Genomic DNA, 25,968 nt, shown 5'->3' with positions numbered 1-25,968 from the left:
TAAAATCCTTCTTTGTATCATTCCAATACCTTCATTATAACTTTATTCTTGCCTGTTTTCTTAGCCTCATACAACATCTCATCAGCCATTCCCATAATTTCAGACTTAGTTATTACCTTATTAGGCTTAGAGATTGCAATTCCTATACTCATGCTTAAAATACCGGACTCCGTATTTTTATTTTCTATACCTAAGTCAAATATTTCCTGCCTTATCCTATTTCCTAAATCATAGCTTTCTTGTTCAGTTAGTCCTGTACAGGCACTGATAAATTCTTCCCCACCAAATCTAGCCGCAACTCCTTTATTCTCAATAATATTTTTATTTATTATATTAGCAGCTCTCTTTAGTGCATCATCACCTGCAAGATGTCCATAAGTATCATTATATTTCTTAAAATCATCTATATCAAACATAAATACACTTATCATCTTCTTTCCATTAAGTGCCTCTTTTCGCAGTGCATGAAACTTTTCAGTAAATTCTCTTCTGTTACTTATCTGCGTAAGTGCATCAAGTCCTGCTATTCTACTCAACATACAGTTCGCTTCTTTTAATTTTTCTTGTATTTCCTGATTTCTCTCTATCTCATTTTGGAGTTTCCTTGAATGAATAGCATTATTTAAAGCAATAACAAGATATGGATGCAATTCATTTAAAAAATCCAAATTTTCAGATTTATAAGCTCTTGGATATCTACTCTGAATAGAATAAGCTCCTATAACCTTATCTCCTATGCTTAGTGGGATAAATAATGCAGACCTCATAACGTCTTCATCCGGTGGATGCTCCACATCATCTATACTTCCTAAGCATGGTGCAAAATCATTATCTTCTGTGGTAATGATTTTATTGTACAAGCAACATTTTACAAAAGAACTTTCTTTATCTGATAATGATATTGTAAAACCATCGCTCATCACACCCATATTGTAGCTTAAAAGTGAACGCAACTGATTATTTTCCGGCTCTGCTGCCAAAAACATAAAAGTATCTACCAAAATATTTTCACAAATATTTTTATAAATCAATTTTACCACTTCATTTAAATCTGTTGAAGAAGTGAGTTTCAGTCCTATCTCATGTATTATCCTAAGTCTGTCATAAGTCTTTTGAAGTTCATTTTTATTTTTGATTGCTTCTTCTGCAACCAGCTTAAATTCCTTATCCTTATCTTCTTCAAACCCTATATCCTTATTAAGTTTAAAGGCATTTTCAATTATCTGAATAGAATTGGCCTGTTTTTTCTTGGAAAGCTCAATATCATTTTCAAGAAAAACAATATATTTTTTATATAATTCATCTGCCTTTTGCTCATTACCTTGCTTTAGATAATATTTTCTTAAATTTTTATAGACTACAGGCTCATCAATTGCATTTCCATTTTTCTCCATTTTTTCCGCTTCTATCAGTTCATCCGCAAAAAACTCAACATCAAGCCCATGTTTGTCACATTCTTCTATAAAAGAATATACTATTGCTATCTTATTTATATGATCATTTGCAACATATTTCATAGCATCAAAATATGCCTGTTTTGCCTTATCATAATCTTTTTTCCAAAAATAATAATGCATTAATCCTATATAATAAACATCGATAATGCTTTGATCAATTCCTTCAAGATCAAATTCATTAATCTGGTTATATATTTCATTCAATTCTTCTATATTTGGATTTTCCATCTTGGTTATAGCTGTCATAATATCGGCAAGAATATGAATTTTCTTTTCCCTAAACCTAAAATAATCCTTATCAGCATATTCAATATATCCTAATGCTAATCTAAGATATTCCATTGATTTCTCATACAATCCAACATTTAGGAAAACTAAGCCTATATTGGCATAGGAAACAGGCATGGTATTTTTCAAACCATGCTCTCTCTCCAATGTAATAGATATATAATAATATTCTAAGGCCTTCTCATACAGCCCTAACAAAAAATAAGCATTTCCCATCATGTTGTAATCAAAAGAAAGCAGTTCCCATTCTTGAAGTATTATAGCTACTTCTATCAAATGGCTACATCTCTTGATTACCTCCGATGTCTTACCTTTAATTGAAAGTATATATACTTTGGAAGTTTCGATACTCGCGCGGAATATATGGTCTTCCTTATACCTATCTGTAGCAGTAAGCTCCTCAAGGAACTCTTCCGCCTTATCCATATTTAATGCCACATCCGTTATAAGTCTTCTGTGAACATCCTCTGCTTTTAATGCAATATACTTTTCTTTATCCATACTTTTCCTTTACTTGCCTTCTACAAGCATATAACAAACCTACATCTCAAGTCACCAAAACCTTTATTGCTTATTCAATTTCAGATACATCTTTTATTAGCTGCTGAGCCTTAGTCTGCTGCAATTTTTCAACCATCTTGTAGAAAGTTTCAAGCGGAACTCCATGCATCTGCTGTTTCTGTCCACGAACAGTTATAGAAACTGTACCCTCTTCCTTCTCCTTATCACCAACCACTATGATATAAGGATCCTTCATCAGCTTAAAGCCCTTTATTTTTTCATTCATGTTCTTGTCATCATAGTTTGCCTCTACACGAATGCCCATCTCATAAAGCCTGTCCTCTATTTCCTTAGCATACTCATTATGCTCTGTTCTAATAGGAACAATAGCTACCTGATATGGAGAAATCCAGAATGGAAATTCTCCTTTATAGTTCTCAATAAGAATACCTATAAATCTTTCAAAAGAACCGAAAATAGCTCTATGGATAACTACCGGCTCTTTGATAGTACCGTCACTATCCTGATAAGTAAGCTCAAAGTTATGTGGAAGTTGGAAGTCAAGCTGGATAGTACCACACTGCCATTCTCTTCCAAGTGCATCCTTAATCTGGAGGTCAATCTTAGGACCATAAAAAGCTCCATCACCTTCATTTACTTCATAGCCACCTTCGCCATACTTCTTGTCAAGTATCTTCTTAAGTGCGGCTTCAGCACGATTCCATACCTCAATATCTCCCATAAAATCATCTGGCCTTGTAGAAAGTTCTGCCCTATATGTGATACCGAAAGTATTGTAAATCTGGTCTGCTACTTCCATTACATCTGCAATCTCTTCCTCTATCTGAGATTCCATTACAAAAGTATGGTCATCATCCTGCCTAAATTCCTGAACTCTAAAAAGTCCATTCAACTGGCCTGATTTTTCTTTTCTATGTATTACATCTATTTCATTATATCTGATTGGAAGTTCCTTGTAAGAATGCACAGTACGCTTGTAGGTAAGCATAGCATTTGGACAGTTCATAGGCTTTGCTGCAAAGGTTGAGTCTGAATCAAGCTCTATGTTCTGTAAGGTTCTCTCCGTAAGGTCATCTTCAAATCCGGGTACTATAAACATATTGTTTACATAATGAGCCCAGTGACCGCTTATAAGCCAAAGCTTACGGTTATTGATAACAGGTGCGGATATTTCCTGATAGCCATGCTTAACATGGATCTTTCTCCAGAAATTAATAAGCTCCTGATAAAGCCTCCAGCCTCTTGGCAGCCAATACGGCATACCCGGTGCTGTTTCATTAAACATAAAGAGGTCAAGCTTTGGACCAAGTTTCTTATGATCTCTTTCGAGTGCTTCTTTTATAAGGTTTAAATGTGCCTTAAGTTCATCCTTTGTTGGAAAAGCATACACATAAATTCTCTGAAGTCTATCCCTCTTCTCATCACCTCTCCAATAAGCACCTGAGGCAGATTTTACCTGAAAAGCTACATTTAAAAGCTCTGCAGAGTTTTCAATATGAGGTCCTCGGCAAAGGTCACAGAAATCATCACCTGTATTATAAGTAGTAATAGTAGCATCTTCCGGAAGTTCGTTAATAATTTCAACCTTAAACTTCTGATCCTTAAATTTCTCAAGAGCCTCTTCTTTTGAAAGCTCCGTCCTTGTCCACGTTTCTTTGCGTTTTAAAATCTCACGCATCTTATCTTCAATAACTTTATAGTCATCTTCCGTAACTGCCCTTGGAAGTACAAAATCATAGTAAAAACCATCATCTATCTGTGGTCCGATAGCTATCTGAACACTCTCACCGAATATCTCAAATACCGCCTTAGCAAGCACATGAGCGAGTGAATGACGATACACCTGTAAAAACTCTTCTCTTTCCATCTCAATTCTCCTTGTAAACTTACCTTAACCCGAACTAAGCCTTTACTAAAAACTTATAAATGCTTATTCAAACATTATACACCTTTTCTTAGGATAATACAAACCTCAAAACCTTTAAAACTGCCCCTAATACCTTGAGCAATCTAAATTATTCACACCATAGGTTACAAAATTTTATTTCATATAATACAATAGGATAATTAATTCTTTCTTCCTGCCCTTTTTCTTGCAAGAGGGTCTAAAATTTTCTTCCTTATTCTTAAATTCTTAGGAGTAATCTCAAGAAGTTCATCTGTTTCTATAAAGTCTATTGCCTGCTCAAGACTAAGTATCTTTGGAGGCGATAATTTAAGCGCATCATCAGAGCCTGATGAACGGGTATTAGAGAGATGTTTTGTCTTACATACATTTACCTCTACATCCTCTGCCTTACCGTTCTGCCCGATTATCATACCGCTATAAACTTTCTCTCCTGCCGAGATAAAAAGTGTACCTCTCTCCTGTGCATTGAAGAGTCCATAAGTTACACTCACTCCGGTTTCAAACGCAATGAGAGAACCCTGTCCACGATAACTTATCTCTCCCTTAAAAGGTACATATCCCTCAAAGATAGTATTAATCACACCATTTCCCTTGGTGTCGGTAAGAAATTCACCTCTATATCCAATGAGTCCACGAGAAGGAATCATAAATTCAAGCCTTGTAGTACCACTTGCGTTTGTAGTCATATTTCTAAGCTCACCCTTTCTCTCAGACAGCTTAGAAATTACTGCTCCGGAAAATTCTTCAGGCACATCTATAATAGCCTGCTCTACCGGCTCAAGTGTACCACCTTTTTCATCTTCTTTATATAATACCTCAGGCTTACTTACTGCAAACTCAAAGCCCTCACGACGCATATTTTCAATGAGTACAGACAGATGAAGTTCGCCTCTTCCTGAAACCTTAAAAGCCTCTGTTGTACTTGTATCTTCTACTCTAAGACTTACATCTGTATTTAACTCCTTATACAGCCTGTCTCTCAGATGCCTTGAAGTCACAAACTTTCCCTCTGTTCCTGCAAAAGGACTGTCATTTACTATGAAATTCATTGCAAGTGTAGGTTCGGATATTTTCTGGAAAGGAATTGCCTCAGGATTATTTACATCGCATAAAGTATCTCCTATATGTATATCTGAAATACCTGAAACAGCAACAATAGCACCTACCGTAGCACTTTCAACCTCTACCTTATTTAATCCCTCAAACTCATAAAGTTTTGTTACCTTTACCCTCTGTTTTTTGGACACATCATGATGATTTACAAGCATGACTTCACCATTTACTTTAATGGTACCGTTGCTTACCTTGCCTATACCTATACGACCGACATACTCATTATAATCTATAGTACTTATGAGAGTCTGTAAAGGTGCATCACTATCTCCCTCAGGTGCAGGTATATGTGAAAGAATGGTTTCAAACAAAGGTTTCATATCTGTTCCCTTCACGTCTGCATCAAGAGATGCATAACCTGATTTTGCTGAGGCAAATATAAATGGGCAGTCAAGCTGTTCTTCATTTGCATCTAGTTCAAGCAAGAGTTCAAGCACCTCATCTACTACTTCTGCCGGACGTGCCTCAGGTCTGTCTACCTTATTCACACAGCATATAACAGGAAGATCAAGTGCAAGTGCCTTTGTAAGTACAAACCTTGTCTGTGGCATTGCTCCCTCAAAAGCATCCACTACTAATATAACTCCATCAACCATCTTTAGCACACGCTCAACCTCTCCACCGAAGTCGGCATGACCTGGAGTATCTATAATATTTATCTTTACATCTCCGTAAGTAACAGCTGTATTCTTTGCAAGTATGGTGATTCCTCTTTCTCTCTCTATATCACCTGAGTCCATTACACGCTCGGCTACTTCCTGATTTACTCTAAATACACCACTTTGTTTCAAAAGTTCATCTACAAGTGTAGTCTTACCATGGTCTACATGGGCTATAATTGCAATATTCCTAATATCATTTCTTTTAGCTAAAGCCATTATTTTTACCTCATTCTAAATACTTATAGTAGGTTAACTTTTTAATTGTATCATATTTGAGGGATTTTTCAAGGAAAATTTTTAAAAGTAACCATTTTGCTGCCCTGTAAAAACATCTACTCAGCTTTTGCAACATCAGCCTAAAACTTCTGATGCTTAAATTGTAGCTTAATTCTCCTTATTATATTACTTTTACTGTTGTATCTGGTGCCATAATCTTAAAGATTTCACCTACATTAATCTTTGATGGACTTCCTGCAAAACTGCTATCTCTAAATACTGCTCTAAGAGGCTGCTGCTTTGCAATCTCCTTAATTACAGAATCAGGAATATTCTCATCAAAGCAAGCAATCAAATCTCCGGCATTGTAGTTATGAACAGTATAACCTTCAATCTTCTCAGAACTGTAAGGTAATGATAATGGAAGTCCCCATTCAAGAAGGCAACCAAACAAAAGATCCAAATCTGTTCTATCTTCTTTTATGTTTGACTCTAGCATTGACAACAAGGACTGTTCTATGTCTGCTGGTGAGAAATAAACATCTTTCATATTTGAATCAGAAACCCTAAATATTCTCACTCCTAAATCTGTATTCGCACTGTCTTTTCTAATACTATCCGAAACTAGCCTAATACGTTCTTTTCCAATAGCACTTATTGTTTCATATCCTTGCTTATACGCATCAGATTTTTCATCGCAGCTTTCATCAATCTGTACCATAATATACTTTCTATTACCACCATCCTCCATATTTAATTGCATAACAGCATGTGCTGTGCTACAAGAACCCGCAAAAAAATCTAGAATAATACTGTCTTTGTCTGAGGCAAGTTCCAAACAAAACTTCAACAGTCCAAGTGGTTTAGGGGTATCAAAAATGACTTTATCCCCAAATATAGCTTTTAATTCTCTAGTTGCCTCCTGATTAGATGCAAGATTATCCAGCCATGTATTAGCTAACTGTCCTTCTTCCATCTTTTCACTTAAGAACAGTTTATATCTAGGTTTTCCTTCACCACCTTTTGGGAAAACAAGCCTATTATCATTAAGCAATGAATAATATGTTTCCTGCTTAAATCTCCACTCTTCAGTTATTTCTTTACCTGTCGGAGTCGTAACTGTATAAACCACACCCCCTTTATTAGTACAAGGCATTGTTTTATAAGCTCCTCGTGGATCATTATCAGGATTTTTATACTCACTCTCATCTATGTTGGCTTTTACACGATTTAAAATATCTCCCTTTTTCTTTGCATAAATAAACATGTACTCATGTATCGGTGATATATTCTTTGACAAATTTGCCTGGCTATCTCTTCTTTTTCGTACACATTGAGCTATAAAATTCCCCTCTCCAAAAATTTCATCACAGATTTTCCTCATATTAGCTTGCTCGTTGTCATCTAATGAAATAAATATCACTCCATCGTCTGTCAATAAATTTCTTGCTAGAATCAATCTTGCATAAATCATTGAACACCAATCAGAATGATATCGTCCGTTTGAATCTGTATTTTTGAATAGACGGTTGTCGGAACTATCTTGCAATCCAATCAACTCCTTATACTCATCAACATCCATTTTAAAATCATCAGCATATATAAAATCTCCACCTGTATTGTATGGAGGATCAATATAAATCATCTTAATCGCACCTAAATAACTTTCCTGAAGTAATTTAAGTACCGTAAGATTATCTCCTTCTATAAAAATATTACCGGTTGAATCCCAATCTATGCTCTCTTCAACTATTGGTCGAAGTGTAGATCTAGTTGGGCTGTTTGCTGCTACAAAAGCATTTTTTTTGCCCACCCAAGTAAATTCATATGATTCCCCTTCTTTAGAAATGCCTTCTCCAAACATTTGTCGAAGTGCAGCATAATTCACACGTTCTTCAATCTGACCATTCTCTCCCTCGCACTCTGTGACACAACTGGGGAACAAGGTTTTTAATGTCGCTATATTTCTTATCCTTCCATCAACTGTTTCACATCTCATCTTATTCATTCTGGTTCTCTCCTTATATATCCGTAATAGATATTAAGCATTCTCGCCAATCGTTGGTAGTCAGTGACTTTTGTTTCATAATTATCGATTTGATTTAAAGTTCCAAACCTTGTTCGACTTCCTGCTCTTAATATATGTTTACGAGATATTTCTTCCTCCGATATATATCCTACCAATATTATTTTTTTCAGATTCGCTATTTTATAATAGTAGCATAGAATAACACAGTCTTTTCCTTCTCTCTGATTCTGCACTACAGGATATAAAAAATTCCACGTCAATTGTGGTTCTTTGCTTGTTTCCGCTGTTTTTACATCTACAAAAATAGTTTTTCCACTCTTTTTTTCTACTATTTCTAAATCGTATTTGTCATAAAAATAGCTTTTAACATATTCGACTTCTTCCTTGGCACTGTTATTATTCTCAACTGCACTCTCTATCCTGTTCAAGTCAAACAAATCTGCCCATCGTCTTACTTCAATTTTATCACCATAGTTCTCTAAAAGGTAATTTGACACTGCAGTTTCAGAAATATAGCCAAGCAAAGTATCATTTTCTGTAATTGTAAATTTGTCATAACATGCACCAAATCTTGTTAGATAGGCCTTCATTTTGCTACGAAATTTTGAAATGCGTTCTGCCTCCTTTTCTAACTCAATGCTAACTGTCATAATTTCTTCCATTACAAAAATCCTCCCATTTTTAAGTTATCCTTTAATGTTTTATGTAAATTATCAATTAACAATTTTCAAAGTTTGTTGTAGGATACTACCATCTCAAATCCTTCGCTTGAACAATTCAAATAGTTGAATTTACAACAAATATCATCATTGTCTCTCTATTTATTAGTATATCATCTGACAATCGCAATGTAAAACGGAACTTTCGAGTTCTCAAACAGTAAAATCATGACCACTAGCTTAGCTGGTGGTTTACTCTGTGACTATAAACCACTGTTTCCTACCTGCCCCTAATGTTAATCACGTTGATAAAATGTACAAAATTTAAGCGTGATTGACAGTACTCACTCCGTACTCAAAGCACACCAAAAAACGCCACAAATCCTTATAAATACTGGATTTGTGGCGTTACTTTATGTTATTCAAGCTCTTCTGAACATTGGTCATTTTCCATACATCCCATCGTTTTTCAGACAATATTAAAGCCTTTTTTCATTCTGGTGCTGTCTGGTACACACTGTTTTTACTCTTTTATCCCAGAAACAGCCCGTGCCTCATTTATATCCCTTCACAGGCTTTTAGCTATTTTATACACATTAGCTGGTATATTTTTTCATAAATTTAATCAACGCCCAAATCTTCCTCGAAATATTGGAGAGTTGAATACTGTACAAGTCTCTGATTTACAGGCTTACTCAAATCCTGCTTTGCTTCTTTATATTTTTTAATGTACTTTTGCATTTTACACTTAATCTTATAATCTTTTCCTCGCAAAGCATCAAACTCTTTCTGTCTTAAATATGGTTCTATGTTCATATCAATATAGCTTTCCCTTTTAATTACCACCGCCTTTGAAAAATCAACTCCGCAATGATTAGCTTTATCAGTCCACAAAACATGGGGATGGTTTATATCAGACCTCAAAGGGATAGCAAATTGAACACCATCTATCTCAACACAAGCCTGAATATATGTTCTATTTGCTTTTGCTCCATTTCTGGATACTCAGTTGCAGTATATATACTATAAAATTCATTTGATAAAAATACAAACCTCTTCTTAGCCATCTTTTCTCCTATGATAAAAACAACCCCTGTAAACAGGAGTTGTCTTCTCGGTGAGCTTTTCTTTTATTTTACTTGGTCACGCTCTATGACCAAATCTTCTATTGAGTTTTCTTTATACTCACGCTCTATGAGTCTTATCTGATAACAGCATAGCATATAGACTATATTATGTCAAGCTTATCCTAACTCAAACTTCAGTATAGGCAGTAAAATTGACATAACTTCACAAAATTTCCTTAGTCTCCATTTCTACCCCATCCTTCTCTACCGAATCAATAAGTTCTTCAATATGGGCAAGCCTCTCACTGGCACTAACCCTTTCTGGGGCTTCCTTATCAAATAAATACGCACTTCCGTCTAAAATATCTACTATTATAGAGCATAAAACGGCATACCGCAACGACATTTCAATTAAAGTGTCATTAGAAAGTGGAAGCTCTCCTGCATTACCTCCTCCTTCCGCCAGCTTTTCACTGCTTAGCCTCTCTCCTATCTCTATAAGGCTGTATCTCATTTCTCTTACGGCATCTAAGATATATTTTATGTTCTCAATACTGCCGACAACACAAATCTTTGAATTGATACAACTCCTTGTTATAAAGTCCTTTTTAGTAAGACCGCTTAAGGCTGCCTTCTCCTCTATCATAATCCGCTCACATTTACTCGGACGGAAAGCTACCGTCTTATTCTTATGTATCCCTGGCATTTTTATTCATTACCTCCCGTATAACCATTATCAAGTATTTCGGCAACCTTCTTTGCATCTTCATCAAATATATGGGCATAAGTATTAAGCGTAGTCCTTATGCTTTCGTGACCTAGGCGTTTTGCTATGACACCTATATTTACGCCTCTTGAGATTAGGATGGACACATGGCTGTGGCGTAAATCATGCACTCTTATACGCTTAAGACCTGCAATACCTGCTCCCCTCTTAATCTCTTTCTCAAGATGGCTCTTCGTTACAGTGAACAGCCTGTTACTTTCAGTCCTTCCATATAGCTTGTCACAGTACTCCTTCATCTCAGCAAGCACGAACTCAGGCAGGTGTATGGTTCTTATTCCTGCCTCTGTCTTAGGTGGAGTAATTATATCCCTGCCACCTGTACGGTTTAGTGACTTTGTTATGCTTAAAGTTCCCTTATCAAAGTCCAAATCACTAACAGTTAGGGCTAAAAGCTCTCCTACTCTGATACCTGTCCAGTACATAAGAAAAAATGCATATCTTATTTCTGTCTTGTCAGATACCGCCTCAAGAAAAGCGTCCATATCCTCCTGACTCCAGATACCGATGTTACCCTTCCGCTTTCTCCCCATAGTTCCTGCCATCTTACATGGATTGTTAGGTAAGTTATAAACCCTGCATGCATAGTTAAATATGGCACTAAGCTGGCTGTTTATCGTACTGAGATATGAATCCGAAAGTCTTCTCTTCTTAATCTCAACCTGCCATTTCATTATGAACCTTGAGTCTATCTTGGACAGCTTAATACCCCTGAAGTACCGCAGTATGTACATTTCCACTATATTCTTCTTTACCTTAAGGGAACTCTCCCTAAGGTCTTGGCTTATGTCGGAAATATACTCTTCATAAAGCGACTCAAAGTTCATATTTATATTTCCTTCTTCTCTCCTGATAAACTCCTCCGCCCAGAGCTTTGCATCCTTTTTTGTATTAAAACCGTACTTGTGCTTTCTCTGTGTCTTTCCAGTAAAATCCTTATAATAAAACTGTACAGACCACTTTTTATTTGTCTCCTGTTTGAAAGATGCCATAAAATGCCTCTCCTTTCTTTAATCTGACCTTTATCTTCATATTAACTTCCTACATTTCAGGCTGGCACTCAGAGCCTGCTGTTTCATTAAGGTTTACTGAAAGGTTGCCTTCAATTCCCCCATAATACTTACTGGCAAAGTATGCCCTCGGAACTTTTCCTGCCACCACAAGATAGCCTTCTTTCTCCAAATCACAGTTCAGCTCCTTTATTATTCCGTAAGCCTTGCCCTTTGACACTCCGAGCATCACTGCAACTTCCTTGGCTGTAAAATAAAGCGTGTTCATATCATACTCCTCCACATAAAATATTTATGCACTTCAAAAGAAATGTGATATGTATACTTCAAACTAATACCTGGAACTAAACATGAGGAAAGAACTGAAACACAGCATAAATTTTCTGCCTTAGCATTTTTTTAGGGCATATACCTATTAAAAATGATATATACCCCTAAGACTTATACATGAAAACAGGACTTACACATGACAGGCAATACCCATTCTTTAAAACAGAATACCTGCATGGCGAAAATAACAGCCATATTAATTACTGGAAATAAAACTTCAGTTTATGTCTGCGTCATCACCTCCGTAATAGGTCTTTCTCATCTTGTAAAATGTGCCTCTTTTAAGCTTAAGTACCTTCATTGCACCTACTGCCGTTATCTCTCCTGAAAATACCTTTTCCATCACTTCCTCGTAATTATCAGGCTTAACTATCATCGGTCTCCCAAAAATTACCCCTCTTTCCCTTGCCGATGCTATTCCTTCAGACTGTCGTTTGTGTATCATTAACCTCTCTTCCTCTGCTATTGATGACATTACCTCAATAAGAATGTTAAAAACCATGTCAAATACCCAGTCCTGACCTTCAGTCTCTGTAAGTGTTGTAGGAATATCAAGTATTTTTACACGAATACCGTTTTCCTTTAACCATTTAAGCTCATTCTTTACCATCTCCTTGCTCCTTCCAAGACGGTCAAGCTCCTTTATAACCAGAGTATCGCCCCTCCTAAGACGCTTCTTTAAGTCAAGATACCCCTCACGCTCGAAATCCTTACCTGACCTCTTATCAGTAAAGATGTCCTCTTTAGCAACACCGAACTTCATAAGGGCATCTGTCTGCCTTGAAAGATTCTGGTCGATACTGCTTACCCTCGCATAGCCAAATATCTTTGCTTCTGCTTTTCCTGCAAGGCTCTTAATACTGTTTACTGCACCTGAATTCGGAAAATCTGTTCTGTTTTCATTAACCATAATAAATAGGCTCCTTTCAAATTTCGATTTATACCGATTAGTATGACTGAAAATGTCGGTCACCATGCTCCGAACACTCTTATTCGGCTGAAAAGTATAAAACGATATTGTTGGATGAAAAATTAATATCAGAAAATGCAGTTAAATCACCTGATTTATTATGTATGAAAAGCATATTTTTCTGAACGCAGGAATATAAAAAACCAGCTTGCAGGAAAAGAAATATTTTTATATTATCCGCCTGGTATCTTACAGCTCTTCTTTTGTTCTCTTTAAATAAACTGTCTGAAATAACCAGCTTTCTAAATAAAAAACAGGAAAAAGCAAGGCTACGGATACCCCAAAGGCTGAATTAAGTGCTGTAATAGCTTTCTCAAGGCTGTTTAGCACTCCAAGGTACTCTAAAGGCTGTATCGGTACTCTAAAGGCTGTATATACCAAAAGGTGGCTATCCATTACCGTTATGATAATGTAACTCTGTTTCAATATTCTGTAAATACAGAAAGTTACCAGTTATTTAGCCCCATTTTTATCTATTATGTATGCTATAAGCTATTCTTCATTAAAAATAGCGGATTATACCCCTGATAAGTAATTAATCCGCCATATATTAAAAGTACAAAAAGAATATAAAGCTCAGTAATCAGATACCATGCTTAGCCCTAATACCAGCAATAAGCTCACTACCATTATACTGTTCATACCATTTCTTAAATTCTTCAAATATAAAGCCTGCAAGAGCATAATCAACATTTTCCGATTTACAGAACATACCGATGGCAATACCTGTATTAAGCTCAGCCACAGAACCCTCTGGCAATGACTGTAAGCTCTTAGGCTCTTCCGACAGCTTATTGTACTTCTTTGAAAGCTCCTCAAACCTACTGTTAAGGATGTCTCTCTCCGATAACAGACTCTTAATTCTGCTCTTGTATTCCAAGTAACGCTTATTAGATAAAACAGCTACACCATCAGACATATCCTCAATAAATAAGTAGCCTGTAGCCTCATCCTTATATACCTTCATCAGAACCTACCCCTTTCTTTAAACGCTTATAATACCACGCAGATAATTCTTCAAGAGTGCAATCAAATATACTCGGATAGCTGTTGTATAAATTAAGTATACGCTCATAATCTTCAGGCTTTTTAACCGATAATGCAAAGAATATCTTACGCCTCTCGTATATCCTTTTGTTTCCTCTGCTGTTATATGTGTACCTGCCCTTCATAATATCGCTTAAAGAGTCGCCTCGTACGGCTCTTGCTAAAATCTCTGCACTAGCCCTGTTGCCACTACCCCTGTTGCTTTTAGTGCCTCGTATGGAATTGAAATAATCGGATACGGCTGTTTCATTTGCAGACTTAAGCTCTGCTATCTCACTATCCTTCTCTCTTACCTTTGGAGTCTCATTCAAATACAGATGGAGCAGACTGTCTTTAAGTTTCTCAGCCCTATTTAGCTTACCCCTATCACTTACAAGTGAGTTAAAGTCTATCTTTGGCAACAGTACTATAGAACCTGTATAGGAAACTACTACCTCTTCATCATCCACCACATTAACCTCAAAGGTCTTTACATCATGCTTAAAATCCATATTACCCTTCCTCCCTTCATTACATAATAAAAGCATATCAGTGTTTATAATTCTGCTGTTAAAAAGTGATTTCGGCTTAACAGTTATCACTTTTTTCTCAAATATAAAATGTAAATGTATAAAAGGCTTCAAATCAGATGAAAAAAATAAAAACCTAAAGGCTCTTAAAAGTTTCCTTAAGGTTCATTAAAAATATCACATATAAAATTTTTCGTTAAAGTAAAAATTTTCTTACCACTCAATACCGCTATTATTTTTTTCACAAGCCCCTAAATTTCCCCTAAAATATACAAAAAAATATGTCTGTGTAAAAATTTTAGGTAGCTCAAAAGTTTTTGGATACATATATATTTTACCATAAAAAACATAGAAAAAAAGAGAAGTAGCCAATCCTTAACCTGCTATCTGTCTTCACTTCCCAAAGCACAAAACAGGCAGGTTTTCAAAGATAACCATAGAAATATTCCTTAAGTGGCTCTCTTTTACTTTTAGCTTTCTGAAAACAGGATAAAGTCGATATTAAAGCAGATAAAAGGTTGAAATCAGCAAGATTTACTAACTTAATGACAGAATAATATAAGGCTCTGGTTGCAGATTATACGCTATAAATACCCCAAAATCAAGGTTTTTCTTTGTTCCCGTCTGTAGGCTTACAGGCTTCAGCTGTAATTATAGTAACTAAGTCGTTATTGTAGCAGATAAGTCTGACTTGTAGTAGATTTTTTTCTGTAATTAATACAAAAATTTCTAAATTTCTAAGACAAAATATCAGACAGACTACAAGTACCAAAAAGGTACACTGTCTGTAGTCTCAACAGGCTTCAGCTGTAATTATAGTAACTAAGTCGTTATTGTAGCAGATAAGTCTAACTTCTAGCAGGTGTATTCTGAATATAAACCCATAACAAATGAACGGGGTTAAATAATAATACCCCTGAGTTCCTTGATTTTATCACAAAAAACACAGAAAAGCAACTATATTTCAAACTTTCGCACAGGCAGTAATTAACAGGCATACAGACGAATACCTGCACCTTCACAGCTGGTAATTTTCCAGCTTAAATTAAAGATACACTATAGTTACACCGTGTTTTTATTTTATATCGCAAAAAATAATTTAGCCTCTCTTCTAAAAGTAGTAAATGGTATAGCTTTTAACGATATTAAAGAAACCAACTCAGACACTGCAAGCCCTTTCTCGATAGTCTAAAACAGGTGCTGTTTTTTGTAAGATTTCTCAGGGATGGTATTTTTCAAACTCAAGGCATAAAAAATCCGACACCTAAATATAAAGTGTCGGATTATAAAAAGACGTTATGTATTTCTAAAACTCTTTAGTGCTGTCAGCCGAAATACCGAAATCAGCCCTCTGCACCCTGACTCCATGCATAAGTACCGTAAAGCTGTCCCTTGCTTCTGAAAGTTTCGACCATCTCTTAGACGGGTCATAGAAACTACCCCTGCCTACTAAGAGGTCTTTTACCTCCTTTGCTCTTGCAGGATTAAAGAATATACTGAGTTTCCAAAATGCACGGTTAACTCTGTTATAATTTGCATTCTGAAGCCTTCTTTCACTTCCATCGGGTGCTAAACCATAATCAATCTTGTCGGTGGCGGTAATACTGTTTATCTTGTTACCTTTGTTGGTGAATCGCCTCACTACAAAGGTATTTACATATTCATCGTACCAGTTGCCGTCACTACCTAAGTCATTAGTCCAATCAACCTGCCCAAGCTTCGCCTGACCTGAATTGTTGATATCCGAAGTACTGCTCTCAATGGCATTTAATATCGAAGTGTAAATACCACTCGCCTTAAATACCCCCTCAGCCTCAGACTCACTACACTGATAGTCGCTGGCTATCTGCTTTATAAGCAGACTATAATCCCTGTTGGAAAGTAAACTGCCTTTCTTAAACTGAAGCTGATATACCCCATCTTCGGTAATGGACTTGTTACGCTTGATATCCCCTACCACGGCACTAAAATTGCTTGCCTTTTTAATACCATTTACATGTAACTCAAAGTCCGCACTAAAGTTCCTTATGTCAAGTATATTATCTGTCCAGTCACTAAAATGCTTTATTAGGGCTGGTCTGTTTGCCTTACCGTTCCACTCGGTATCTACATTCCTACCGCTTGCTACTATGTCTGTATATTTATGTGATGTGAATTTCTCTGGCTTAAAAGTTGAGTCTGTATCAGCATTTATACTGTCAAGTGCATAACCATATAAATCAAGAGTGATATTCTTAGGCTCTGCCTTGATATGTACATCCGCTCCTGCAGGAATAACTACATGTCTGCTTCCCCTGCTCACCGTTCCGCCTAAAGCTGAGTCGGAATAAGTTACCCCTGTGGTGGTCTGTCCTACCCCGTTTAGCTTGAATAAATACAGAGAGCTTGATTTGGACTTCCTAAGTACCTCTCCCATTGTCGAAGCTATACGATATGGTGAATTACCATCATATTGTGTGCCGTCTATCTTGTATACCATATTAACCTCTGGATAGAAGTTATGTGTTACCCCATTGTAACGGACATTCGCAAACCTGTATTCATTACCATCCGCTACCTCGCCCTCTTTAGGACTGAAAGCGTGTATATTAACTGCTGTACTACCCCCAGAGATTTTTTCGTTTTCTCCAGTATCCATTGTGGCTGTCTGATACTTACGTACATTGCTCTCAAAAGTGTAAGTGAAACTGTTCGCAGATGAGCCGTTTATACGTATACCGCTTGCTATCTTGGTTGGGAAAGAGTACCAGTAGATATTTACCTCTGGCTCATCAACTACCCACCAACAACTATATTTACCACATTCGGTATGACCTATTTCTGGCTCAAAATGATGATTTAATTTCTCATCAAAACCTGAACCATGATATCTTGTAAACCTTGAAGCTACCGTAATTGTGTCACTAACCTTTCCTGCTAAAGCCATCGAAGAACGCAGGGAACTAGCCTTCAAAGGACTTGAAACAGGTGATACCCCAAAGTATGGCTTGAACTGTAATACATTGTCCTTATCTACTACATCGTAAGTCTTGTAAGCTATACCTGAAAGTGCTTTGTTATCCTTAACTGAAGCCCTTATAAGGTTAAAGCCGTAATCTATGATTTTTCCACTTGGGTCTGACCATCCTTCAGTATTCTGCGATGTCCAACTGGCTAAAACGCTACGCTTCGCACTACCCCATACACCATTAGGCATTGATGGAAAATACCTGTCACGATTCTTATTATCTAAAGCAATATGATACCCACTGGATGACTGGTCTCGCCACTCTATATTCCAATCCTGATACCTGTTAGGCTGTGTTATAGGGAAGAATGTTGAACCACATCTAGGGCAGGTCTCCTGGTCTTTGTATAACTCCTTCTTAACTGTGAAATCCTTTCCTACCTGATATTGTACCTTACCGTCACTCGATGTATTGATAATGTTCGGGAAGTAACGGTTTAACATATACGCTGGCAATTCCACTTTGCCACTTGCTGGGTCTGGAGTGTTACCGCCTGTAGGGGTTTCAGCGTTTATTAGGATTTCGTAAACGGTGTAGCCTTCTATCTTCTCCTTACTCTGACAACCTAATGCTATTTCCGATGGAATACCCATTGCAGTTGAAATCTCTTTATCTGGGAACATAGTCTCAAGCTTTTTAGCTACCTTGCCTGCGTCCTTAAGGTCTTTAGCTTCTACCCCACTAAGTTTTTTAATTAGCTCAGAAACACCTGCATTCTTACCCTTGTAAGGCACTACAGCTAATACCTTTGTTCCTTTAGCTATCGGCATATTATATTGGTCTAAGTTGGTATAATTGCCAGGTACTATTCCTCCAACTGTCGTTATCTTTGCCTTACCTCTTTTGTCTATATTTATTTTTATTGTCGCTTTATTTGATGTGACAGGCTCTGCTTTAACTAAGTAAGAGATAGATACCCCTAGAGGTTTGCCTGCTACAATACCGTCACCTTTATTATTTACAATACCATCTGGTGAGTCTACAACCCCTGAAAGATTTTTTATTAAATCTAATAAAACTAACTTGTAAAACTTAACTGGCATACTTGTATCAGTAATAGTAGCCTCATAATCCCCACTACTTTTAAGCTTACCCTTCGTTATATCCTCTCGACTAAAGATATCATTGTTTACTATAGAACCCTGCTCGCTATTAAGATAATTCTGAAAGTCGGTTATAAAATGTTTAGGTACTACCTTAACACCCACTACATTTTTACCAGTTAAAGGCTCTGATTCCCACTTTACACGTGAAGTGTTAAAAGTAGCCTTGAGTTCTTTAAGCATATCTGTAAAAGTCTGCTCCTTGCTTAGAGTTAGTTTCACGAAACGTCCCGCAAACATTGTGTAAGGCTTATTTATTCTGACTTTATTCTGCTTATCAGTCTCACGAAGTCGCAATAATGTTTCAGCGTCACCCTTTGCCGATTTATAAGTGTTATCTGTAACTTTCCAGTATTCACTATCATTTTTTATGAAACTTGACCTTGTATGTATTGTACCTTTCTCCTGACCTACATTACCCTGATACTCTACAGTTATGTTGAGGGTGGTCTTTGAATTAGATGGTGGGTCTCCTGCCGTTCCTGCATATACCGCATAACCGTACTTTCCGTTACCCCCTGTGAGGAAACCTACCCCGAATGGTGCTTCATTACCTTGATTGAGCCAACCATCAGTTGTTGCACTCATTACCTGTCCGTTAAGTTTGTAATCGTACCCATACATATTATCGTACAAACGCTTCTTGCTGTCCGTTAAAGTACCTAACTTACCAAGCATAGCGTAAATATGATTTCTACTGCCCTGACTGTAGCGGTAATCCTGTCTGGATATCAAGGTGTATACTGTCTTAGAACTACTTACTTCCTTAAATACCTTTACACGCTCAAAGACGAAGTAATATTTAGTATTGCCATCGTAAGCCTTATCTAAAAGGAACTTTAGAAGTTTTACCGACTTATTATTATCACTCTTACTGCTATCAAATTCGTTCTTATCCTTTGACTTGATAGCCTTGTCCCAAACTGCCCAGTCGTTTGTGTAACTCGATACCCCTATGATTTTCATGAACTTCTTTAAATCGCTATCATCAGTTCCATGTACCTTTACAGAAGTCCTTACACTTCCCTGATATAACACCTTCGCTCGCTTTGACCTCTCCTCTGTAGTAAAATACCACCAGTCCTCTGGCTCTGGATAGTTAGGTACTTGCTTACGCAACTTTACCTTCTTACTACCGCTAGAGTAAGCTAAAAACGGAGTTACCGCATCTCTGCTCGTATCTATAGGTACAGCAGTAACTCTGTAAAAATCCTGTAATCCTGTATCACCTATTGCTGACGGATTAGCTACAACCATCTCTGGTAAATCCCTTACGCCACCTGAACCGAATAACTTTGCATATACCCCTGTGGTTGGTAAGAACGAGATGGTTAAGAAAAATACCAGTATGAAAGATAAAATACTCTTAATTCTCTTCATTAGGATTTGCTCCTTTCTTATGTGATATGACTGCTGTAAGTGCTATAAATACCCCTGAGATAGCTAAAAGCAGTATAAGATACAGCTGACTATTTGACTCGATACCTGTCTGTGCTAACTTCTGACTGGAAATATCTCCATCCGAACCTACACCCGTAGTATCAAGCTTTTTATTCACTGCGTCTTCTGATGGCATCATACCACTAAAAAAGTCTATATTTACCGTATCGTTTAATACCTGCTTTCCTGTATTTACAGAGTAGGTATAAACTCCGTTCTCTGATACTTCAAACTTAGCTGACTTAACTTTCTTAGAATCATTTAATGATTTACCGTTAAAACTAAAGTCACTTGCTATATCAGAAGTTATCGTAAGAGTGACTGGAGTACCCCTGAAAGGAGCTTTCTTTGGGAAACCTGTTATCTTTACCTTTGGTTTACGGTCTGGTATCCTGTCAAAAGCTTTTTCCTCGGCTAACTCATCTTCAACACTATTCGAGCTGTTATCAGATGTTACAAAGTCTACCTTGAAAGTGCCTTCATACTTTACCCCATTTTCAGACTCTATGAAATAACTGTAAGTTTTATTCTTAAGACCATCTAAGGTAAACTCTTTACCCCTGGCATCAGCCTCCTCTAATACCATCAGATAATTTAACTCTGGTATCTGAAATGAATCAGCTGTTGCTTCATTTCCTAAATTAAAGGTTAACCTGAAAGTACCTGTTGCTCCGTCTGAATTTACTAATGTGACCTTTGACCTCGCTGTATTACTTTTAGTGGAATCGGAATTAACATTCTTTCTGACATCATAATCTGCTAAATCAGATACATTACAGGTGTAAAGTAAACCATCTATAGACTTTGCGTCTGGCTTAAATACCAAAAGTAAAGCATCCTTATCAGCTAATGTGTAAAAGTAAGAGCCATACCCCTCTGATATGGGTGTATTCTCTAAAGCTACCTGCAAATCCGATGGACTGGTATAGCTCTTTAATACACTTCGCTGACCTTTCTCCTTAGTACCTGACTCAATTTCATAAGTATAATCCTCTAATGCCGTACCATAAAGCGTATCTCCCTTAAATGACAGAAACTTATACCTGCCATCATTTAATACAAAAGGAAACATACCCCTCTGCTCGGTAAGCTCATAACCAACTATAAGACTAGCTCCCGTTGGTTTAGGCTTACTCTCAAAATGATAATCAGACCAAGACTTAATCTCGCCTGCCAATACCCCTGATGGAAGTAAAAACAGTACCGCTAAGGCTAGTACCAATAACTTACTAAACTTTCTTAGCATTTCAAACCTCCTCTAAAATATAATTTTTGAATTCGTTTATCACGATTAAATAGTATAGACAGATATTACTAGAATTAATAATGAAATGAGTATTATTTAAAATTAAAAAAGAGCCAATCTCTGGCTCTTCTTTAATACAGTTATTTAATATTACTTACCTGACGCTGTATAATAGGTATTTCCTATTAAGTTCCACCACTCCATATAATTCCAACCATCTTTATAATGCCAGAAATCACCATACACCATAAGCTTATTGCCCTGCATTGTGAACTTCTTAGAGTAGTCTAAATTTTGTATAACAGTTTTTCTATCTACGCCCCATCTATTAGGGTCGGAACTACTAAACCAATCGGTTGCCATCATCTGTGTGAATACTGTGCCTTTATAAGTTGCAGGATGATACACATTTAATACTATAGAACCTGCAGGATACCCCTCAGATGGTTCTCTCTTTTCAGCAGTCGCCTGTACAGCCCATTTCTTACCATTAGCTTTGAATACACAAGCATTCTTTAACTCAAGACCTGTCTTAGCATCTGTATAATCTTCTGTGCCAGACATAAGGTTAATACCTGTAGTTCTATCAAATGCCTGATGGTAAACTATGATATCTGTATAACCAAAGTTAGCACGACTCTCTGTATTGTATATATCCGCTACAGAATTAGATACAGTCTCATCATATTCATTAAATACCCTATTTCCTATTTTAACTGTAAAGGTGGTATTCATATAACCATACTTATCTGCTTTTGAAGTGGTTACCTTAACGGTGTCCTTTCTTGCGTAATACTTAAATGTCTGGTCACCATCATTACAGGATAATGCAGTAAAAGGGAATTTGGATGAATAATCGACTTCTTGAAGAATTGCTCTACCTTTAGAAATTTTATCGTAGCCTCTTGCGAATTTTGTTTTATCAAATGTATGGAAGATTGGTGGGTGTGTCTTTGGTTTAGGCTTAGCTTCTACGGTTACTGTATTCGATAACAAAGTAACTACCCCTAGAGCTATAACAAGTATCTTCTTTAATTTCATATACGAACCTCCTAAATTGTTTGTTTCCGTTCTACCGTTGTAGTATGATACTATTATAACTCCAAACTTACGTTCTGTCAATAGTGTATTAAGGGTTTTTTATTTTTTATTAGAGAATTTTCAGATTTATTCGATAATTTAGCAGAAATGCCTGTGAAATACCCCAGACTTACTCCAAAACCTCGGCTATGCAAACCTAAATATAATCGGCATTCGCTATACCCCCTTGCTTCGCACAATTCAGTAAAATACCTGCATTATGTCTGCAAAAGTCTACCCAATATGCTACCTCATCTGGAGTGAAACCTATAACATTAGATACTACGTAGGTGGAAATTAAACAGTCCATAGTCTTAAAACAATATATGTCACTAGGCTCCTCTATATGTACTAAGGTCTGACCTGCACTGTTTAACGGTGTATGGACTATCTCCGTTAAATCATTTACCGTACAATATGGGTAAAACATATACTAATACCCCCTTTGGCTAACTATTATAATAGTCTAGGCGTATTAAGTCAAGGATTAGCGACTATCTACCACACTCAATACACCTGTCTCCAGATAGGAAGATACAGCTTCTAACCGCTTATTAGTACCCCTGAACCATGGATACATACTTTGTTATTAAAAGGCTGTCTGGGCAGGATTACATATATTACTGGTGTGCCTGCCCAAACTGCCTATCAAATTTAGGAGTAAATTTTATTAGGAGTTATGATAAAAAAGTTGTATTACACACCAGTATCCCCTATCGGGGAGAACACCCAACTGGGTTATTAGCTGAATTGTCTGGTGCAAAACCAAAAAGCATAGTCCACACCAGCTAAATAGTATAATACTATATTATCCGATTTATATTAAAAATGAGATGGATAACCCTCTTTATCAGTTACCGAATGGAATGGATTATGTATCAATACCCTTAATTTTCTTTAACCATTTGCAGACTGTCGTCTTACATAACTTTGTATCTCTTATTATCTCGCTTGTTCTCGCTGACGGATTGGCTGATAAATAATCCCTTACAACCTGCTCAGCTGAATCTGCTGTTCTGCTTCGGACTGTCTTATCCTTTGCTCCTAATCTCGTACCTCTCTTGTTGCCACCTTCTACCCCAAATCTGGTATCCTTTATTTCACCTGACTTCCTCAAAAATGGTATATAACTTTTAAGATGCTGTTCTCTCGTCCTTCCATTGCGTTTATTGCGCTTCACTTTTATACCTAAAATCTTTTCGTAATAGTCTAAGGTTATCCATTTAGGAAACGCAGGGTCATAAAACTTAGAGGCACACACAACATCATCTATCGTGAACTTATTAACCTCATCATCTTCATCAACAAAACGGTTGTAAAATTCAATACGCCCCTCAGCTTCCTCATATACCTCATCAAAAGGTATCCTGCACTTAGAAGCAATCGCAAATAAAATACATAAACTATGATAACGAGAACCTACTTTAGCATAAAACTTAGTATCATCCTTTGCCTTCTCATATAACCAAGGGAATATCTTTTTATCACTTATTGGTATATTGCCTAAAACTTTTCGCTCATACCAGTCTGGATAAAGCTCCTTACATTCATCAAGAGTCTTTCCAGTAACTCCTCCAGGTCTGTAGCTTTCTAAAGGTAATGAAATCCTGTCGCTAGGATGCAGATATTTATTAATCTCCTCTAAAGACACCCTGCCACCTGTTTTATATGCAGTTACAGGATAACCTGCCCCTAGCTTTGATAGAGAACCTACCACACGATAAGCCTGCCCCCACTGCTGGAAATCCCTGTCCTCAAACTCGGAAGTATATTTATTCCAAAGCAGTTTAGCCATTGCATTCTTCAAAACAGTAATAGGCTTCCTTACATAATTGTAGCAGGCAATAGGCTTATCAAGCAAGTAATACAAATGCAAACCATGACCAGAATTAACTATATATGTCGGACTGCAAAAAAGTACACTCTTCCTGACTGTATGATTTATTATATATCTGAGATTGTCTACAGATACCCCATCAAGGTCTATTACCAGAGCGTGTATGCAACTTGCATTCTTAGCATTAGCCTTCTTTCCAAAATACGATATCGGTGGCATAATGGCAAATGCCTTACCCTCTGTGGTTTTCAATTCAGCTAAATCGTCATGCAACAGCCTGTCATACTTTACAATTATAGTGACAACCTTATTATGTCTTGAAACCGTTACAGTTTTTCTGATAGGCTTACTGCCAGTGGATTTTTCTGCGTGCCACATCTTATCCAACTTCTTTAACTCCTTAAATGTTTTGGAATCTACAGGAAGAAGATAGCCAAAGCCATCACTCTTTATTGCCTCACCATAGCTATCGATAATTTTATCCCTCAAAGCTTCATAATCAGACCTATCTGGCTCATACCTAAATATGGCATTACCTACCCCCTCGGTCAACACACCTTTATTCTGTAAAGTACCAGACGGGAAAATATCCCTGTAGAAAGCCAAAGGCTCAACCTTCTCGAATTTCGAACTAAGCAACTCCTCCTTGGCTGTATATGAAGCCTTCGACTGCTTCATCCTGTAATTCCTAGGCATACAGACACCTCCTCAAAATTTTTTGCTCGCCACTACTACTCTAATGTATATAATATCATGCTTTAAACTTTAAACCATGCTCCTTAAGACAACCAAAACATCATGAGCATGAGGGTCTTTAAACATGTTTAAAATCTGCTTTAAACAATACTATATATCTATTACTCTATATCTGTTACCTCTCTATACTCTAAGGTCAAGGGATAAGACCCCAATAGCCGACTTATTTGTACAAAGCCTGTAATAGAGCGTACCTCTTATTTTCAAATCTGTCAAGAGGATTTTGAAAAATTTAAAAAATAATTTTTGAAGCCATACAGTAAGCGACCAAAGTTTAAATACCCTATGTGCGAGCGTACAAGACGAATATAGAGATTTTATCCGCTCCGTCCAGGTTGTTACCAGATAAGATATAAAAACGCTAAAATGGCAAAATACAAAGCCACAAAACTATCCCTGTGAAATAAAAATATACCAAGAAATAAAACTAAACAAGCTTCAAAAAAGAAAAAGACTGGCTTGCTAACCTTCGGCAAGCCAATCATATATCTAAAATCTATATGAAGTTATATTAAAAATGATATGCAAATATATCAAAAACTTGAGCTAATAGCCTAAGTTCAATATCCCGTCCCTAAAATTAGACGAAACAGGCATTAAATGGGCATTCTCTGATTTTTCTCTTCCCTGTTTTATACAAATTTCGTTAGAAAGCCATAATCTCCAAGGTACAAAATCATCTCAATATCCCGTCCCTAAAATCAGCTGTAACAGGCATTAAATGGGTATTCTTCATTTTTCATCTGCCCGATTTCAGTCGATTTTTATGAGAATTTCCATGTCTTTATCCCGTAAATAGACTGTATACAGCTGTAGAACGCCTAACTTTACCCATAAATAGCGGTCTTACGGACTCTGTCCGTTATTCCAACTCTATCGTCCCCGGTGGCTTACTGGTTATATCATACAGTACCCTGTTAACTCCC

General features: G+C 36.8%; 19 protein-coding genes. All 19 read right to left on the bottom strand.

The genetic code is table 11. The annotated features are described in order from the left end of the window. Window positions 1–17: 17 nt before the first annotated feature. Complete coding sequence (locus ACTTG8_RS05055; protein WP_442561033.1) at window positions 18–2,246, bottom strand: diguanylate cyclase; 2,229 nt, start codon at window positions 2,244–2,246, stop codon at window positions 18–20. A 70-nt stretch (window positions 2,247–2,316) separates the two neighbouring features. Next, window positions 2,317–4,134, bottom strand: a complete 1,818-nt coding sequence (thrS, locus tag ACTTG8_RS05050) for a threonine--tRNA ligase (protein WP_442561032.1) — start codon at window positions 4,132–4,134, stop codon at window positions 2,317–2,319. 200 nt (window positions 4,135–4,334) lie between these two features. After that, window positions 4,335–6,167, bottom strand: coding sequence for a translational GTPase TypA (gene typA, locus ACTTG8_RS05045; RefSeq protein ID WP_442561031.1), 1,833 nt, complete (start codon window positions 6,165–6,167; stop codon window positions 4,335–4,337). Between the two features lie 181 nt (window positions 6,168–6,348). Beyond that, window positions 6,349–8,175 carry a site-specific DNA-methyltransferase gene (locus ACTTG8_RS05040; protein ID WP_442561030.1) on the bottom strand — a complete coding sequence of 609 codons (1,827 nt, stop codon included), beginning with the start codon at window positions 8,173–8,175 and terminating at the stop codon, window positions 6,349–6,351. After that, complete coding sequence (locus ACTTG8_RS05035) at window positions 8,172–8,858, bottom strand: hypothetical protein (RefSeq protein ID WP_442561029.1); 687 nt, start codon at window positions 8,856–8,858, stop codon at window positions 8,172–8,174. Before ACTTG8_RS05035 ends, ACTTG8_RS05040 begins: the two co-directional genes overlap by 4 nt. Window positions 8,859–9,476: 618 nt before the next feature. Next, a complete protein-coding gene (gene tenpIN, locus ACTTG8_RS05030) occupies window positions 9,477–9,785 on the bottom strand; it encodes a type III toxin-antitoxin system TenpIN family toxin (protein ID WP_442561050.1) in 309 nt (102 codons plus the stop codon). Window positions 9,786–10,145: 360 nt separating this feature from the next. Then, entirely contained in the window at window positions 10,146–10,628 is a 483-nt protein-coding gene (locus tag ACTTG8_RS05025; RefSeq protein WP_442561028.1) for a plasmid mobilization protein, read from the bottom strand. A 2-nt stretch (window positions 10,629–10,630) separates the two neighbouring features. Continuing rightward, window positions 10,631–11,698 carry a tyrosine-type recombinase/integrase gene (locus tag ACTTG8_RS05020; RefSeq protein ID WP_442561027.1) on the bottom strand — a complete coding sequence of 356 codons (1,068 nt, stop codon included), beginning with the start codon at window positions 11,696–11,698 and terminating at the stop codon, window positions 10,631–10,633. 49 nt (window positions 11,699–11,747) lie between these two features. Further along, window positions 11,748–11,984 (bottom strand): ICEBs1 excisionase, encoded by a 237-nt coding sequence (locus tag ACTTG8_RS05015; RefSeq protein WP_442561026.1) that lies wholly within the window; start codon window positions 11,982–11,984, stop codon window positions 11,748–11,750. Window positions 11,985–12,263: 279 nt separating this feature from the next. After that, a complete protein-coding gene (locus ACTTG8_RS05010; RefSeq protein WP_442561025.1) occupies window positions 12,264–12,956 on the bottom strand; it encodes a recombinase family protein in 693 nt (230 codons plus the stop codon). Window positions 12,957–13,205: 249 nt separating this feature from the next. Next, a complete protein-coding gene (locus ACTTG8_RS05005; protein WP_442561024.1) occupies window positions 13,206–13,412 on the bottom strand; it encodes a hypothetical protein in 207 nt (68 codons plus the stop codon). Between the two features lie 187 nt (window positions 13,413–13,599). Further along, window positions 13,600–13,983, bottom strand: a complete 384-nt coding sequence (locus tag ACTTG8_RS05000; protein WP_442561023.1) for a hypothetical protein — start codon at window positions 13,981–13,983, stop codon at window positions 13,600–13,602. After that, entirely contained in the window at window positions 13,970–14,554 is a 585-nt protein-coding gene (locus ACTTG8_RS04995; RefSeq protein WP_442561022.1) for a hypothetical protein, read from the bottom strand. Before ACTTG8_RS04995 ends, ACTTG8_RS05000 begins: the two co-directional genes overlap by 14 nt. A gap of 1,324 nt (window positions 14,555–15,878) precedes the next feature. Beyond that, window positions 15,879–20,063: a hypothetical protein gene (locus tag ACTTG8_RS04990; protein WP_442561021.1), complete on the bottom strand. Its 4,185-nt coding sequence runs from the start codon at window positions 20,061–20,063 to the stop codon at window positions 15,879–15,881. Then, window positions 20,050–21,369 carry a hypothetical protein gene (locus tag ACTTG8_RS04985; RefSeq protein ID WP_442561020.1) on the bottom strand — a complete coding sequence of 440 codons (1,320 nt, stop codon included), beginning with the start codon at window positions 21,367–21,369 and terminating at the stop codon, window positions 20,050–20,052. Before ACTTG8_RS04985 ends, ACTTG8_RS04990 begins: the two co-directional genes overlap by 14 nt. A gap of 150 nt (window positions 21,370–21,519) precedes the next feature. Next, window positions 21,520–22,410, bottom strand: a complete 891-nt coding sequence (locus tag ACTTG8_RS04980; RefSeq protein WP_442561019.1) for a hypothetical protein — start codon at window positions 22,408–22,410, stop codon at window positions 21,520–21,522. Between the two features lie 196 nt (window positions 22,411–22,606). Then, a complete protein-coding gene (locus ACTTG8_RS04975) occupies window positions 22,607–22,879 on the bottom strand; it encodes a hypothetical protein (RefSeq protein WP_442561018.1) in 273 nt (90 codons plus the stop codon). A 441-nt stretch (window positions 22,880–23,320) separates the two neighbouring features. After that, the gene (locus ACTTG8_RS04970) at window positions 23,321–24,982 is read right to left on the bottom strand and encodes a hypothetical protein (RefSeq protein WP_442561017.1); all 1,662 of its coding nucleotides are present in this window, start codon (window positions 24,980–24,982) and stop codon (window positions 23,321–23,323) included. A gap of 922 nt (window positions 24,983–25,904) precedes the next feature. Further along, window positions 25,905–25,968: GMP synthase (glutamine-hydrolyzing) (locus tag ACTTG8_RS04965; protein WP_442561049.1), on the bottom strand; the 64-nt coding region annotated here is incomplete at its 5' end.

This window comes from Catonella sp. (genome assembly GCF_052173895.1).
GTDB lineage: Bacteria > Bacillota > Clostridia > Lachnospirales > Lachnospiraceae > Catonella.
Note: the sequence above shows the minus strand (reverse complement) of the source record. Positions and strands in the feature narration are given on the sequence as shown.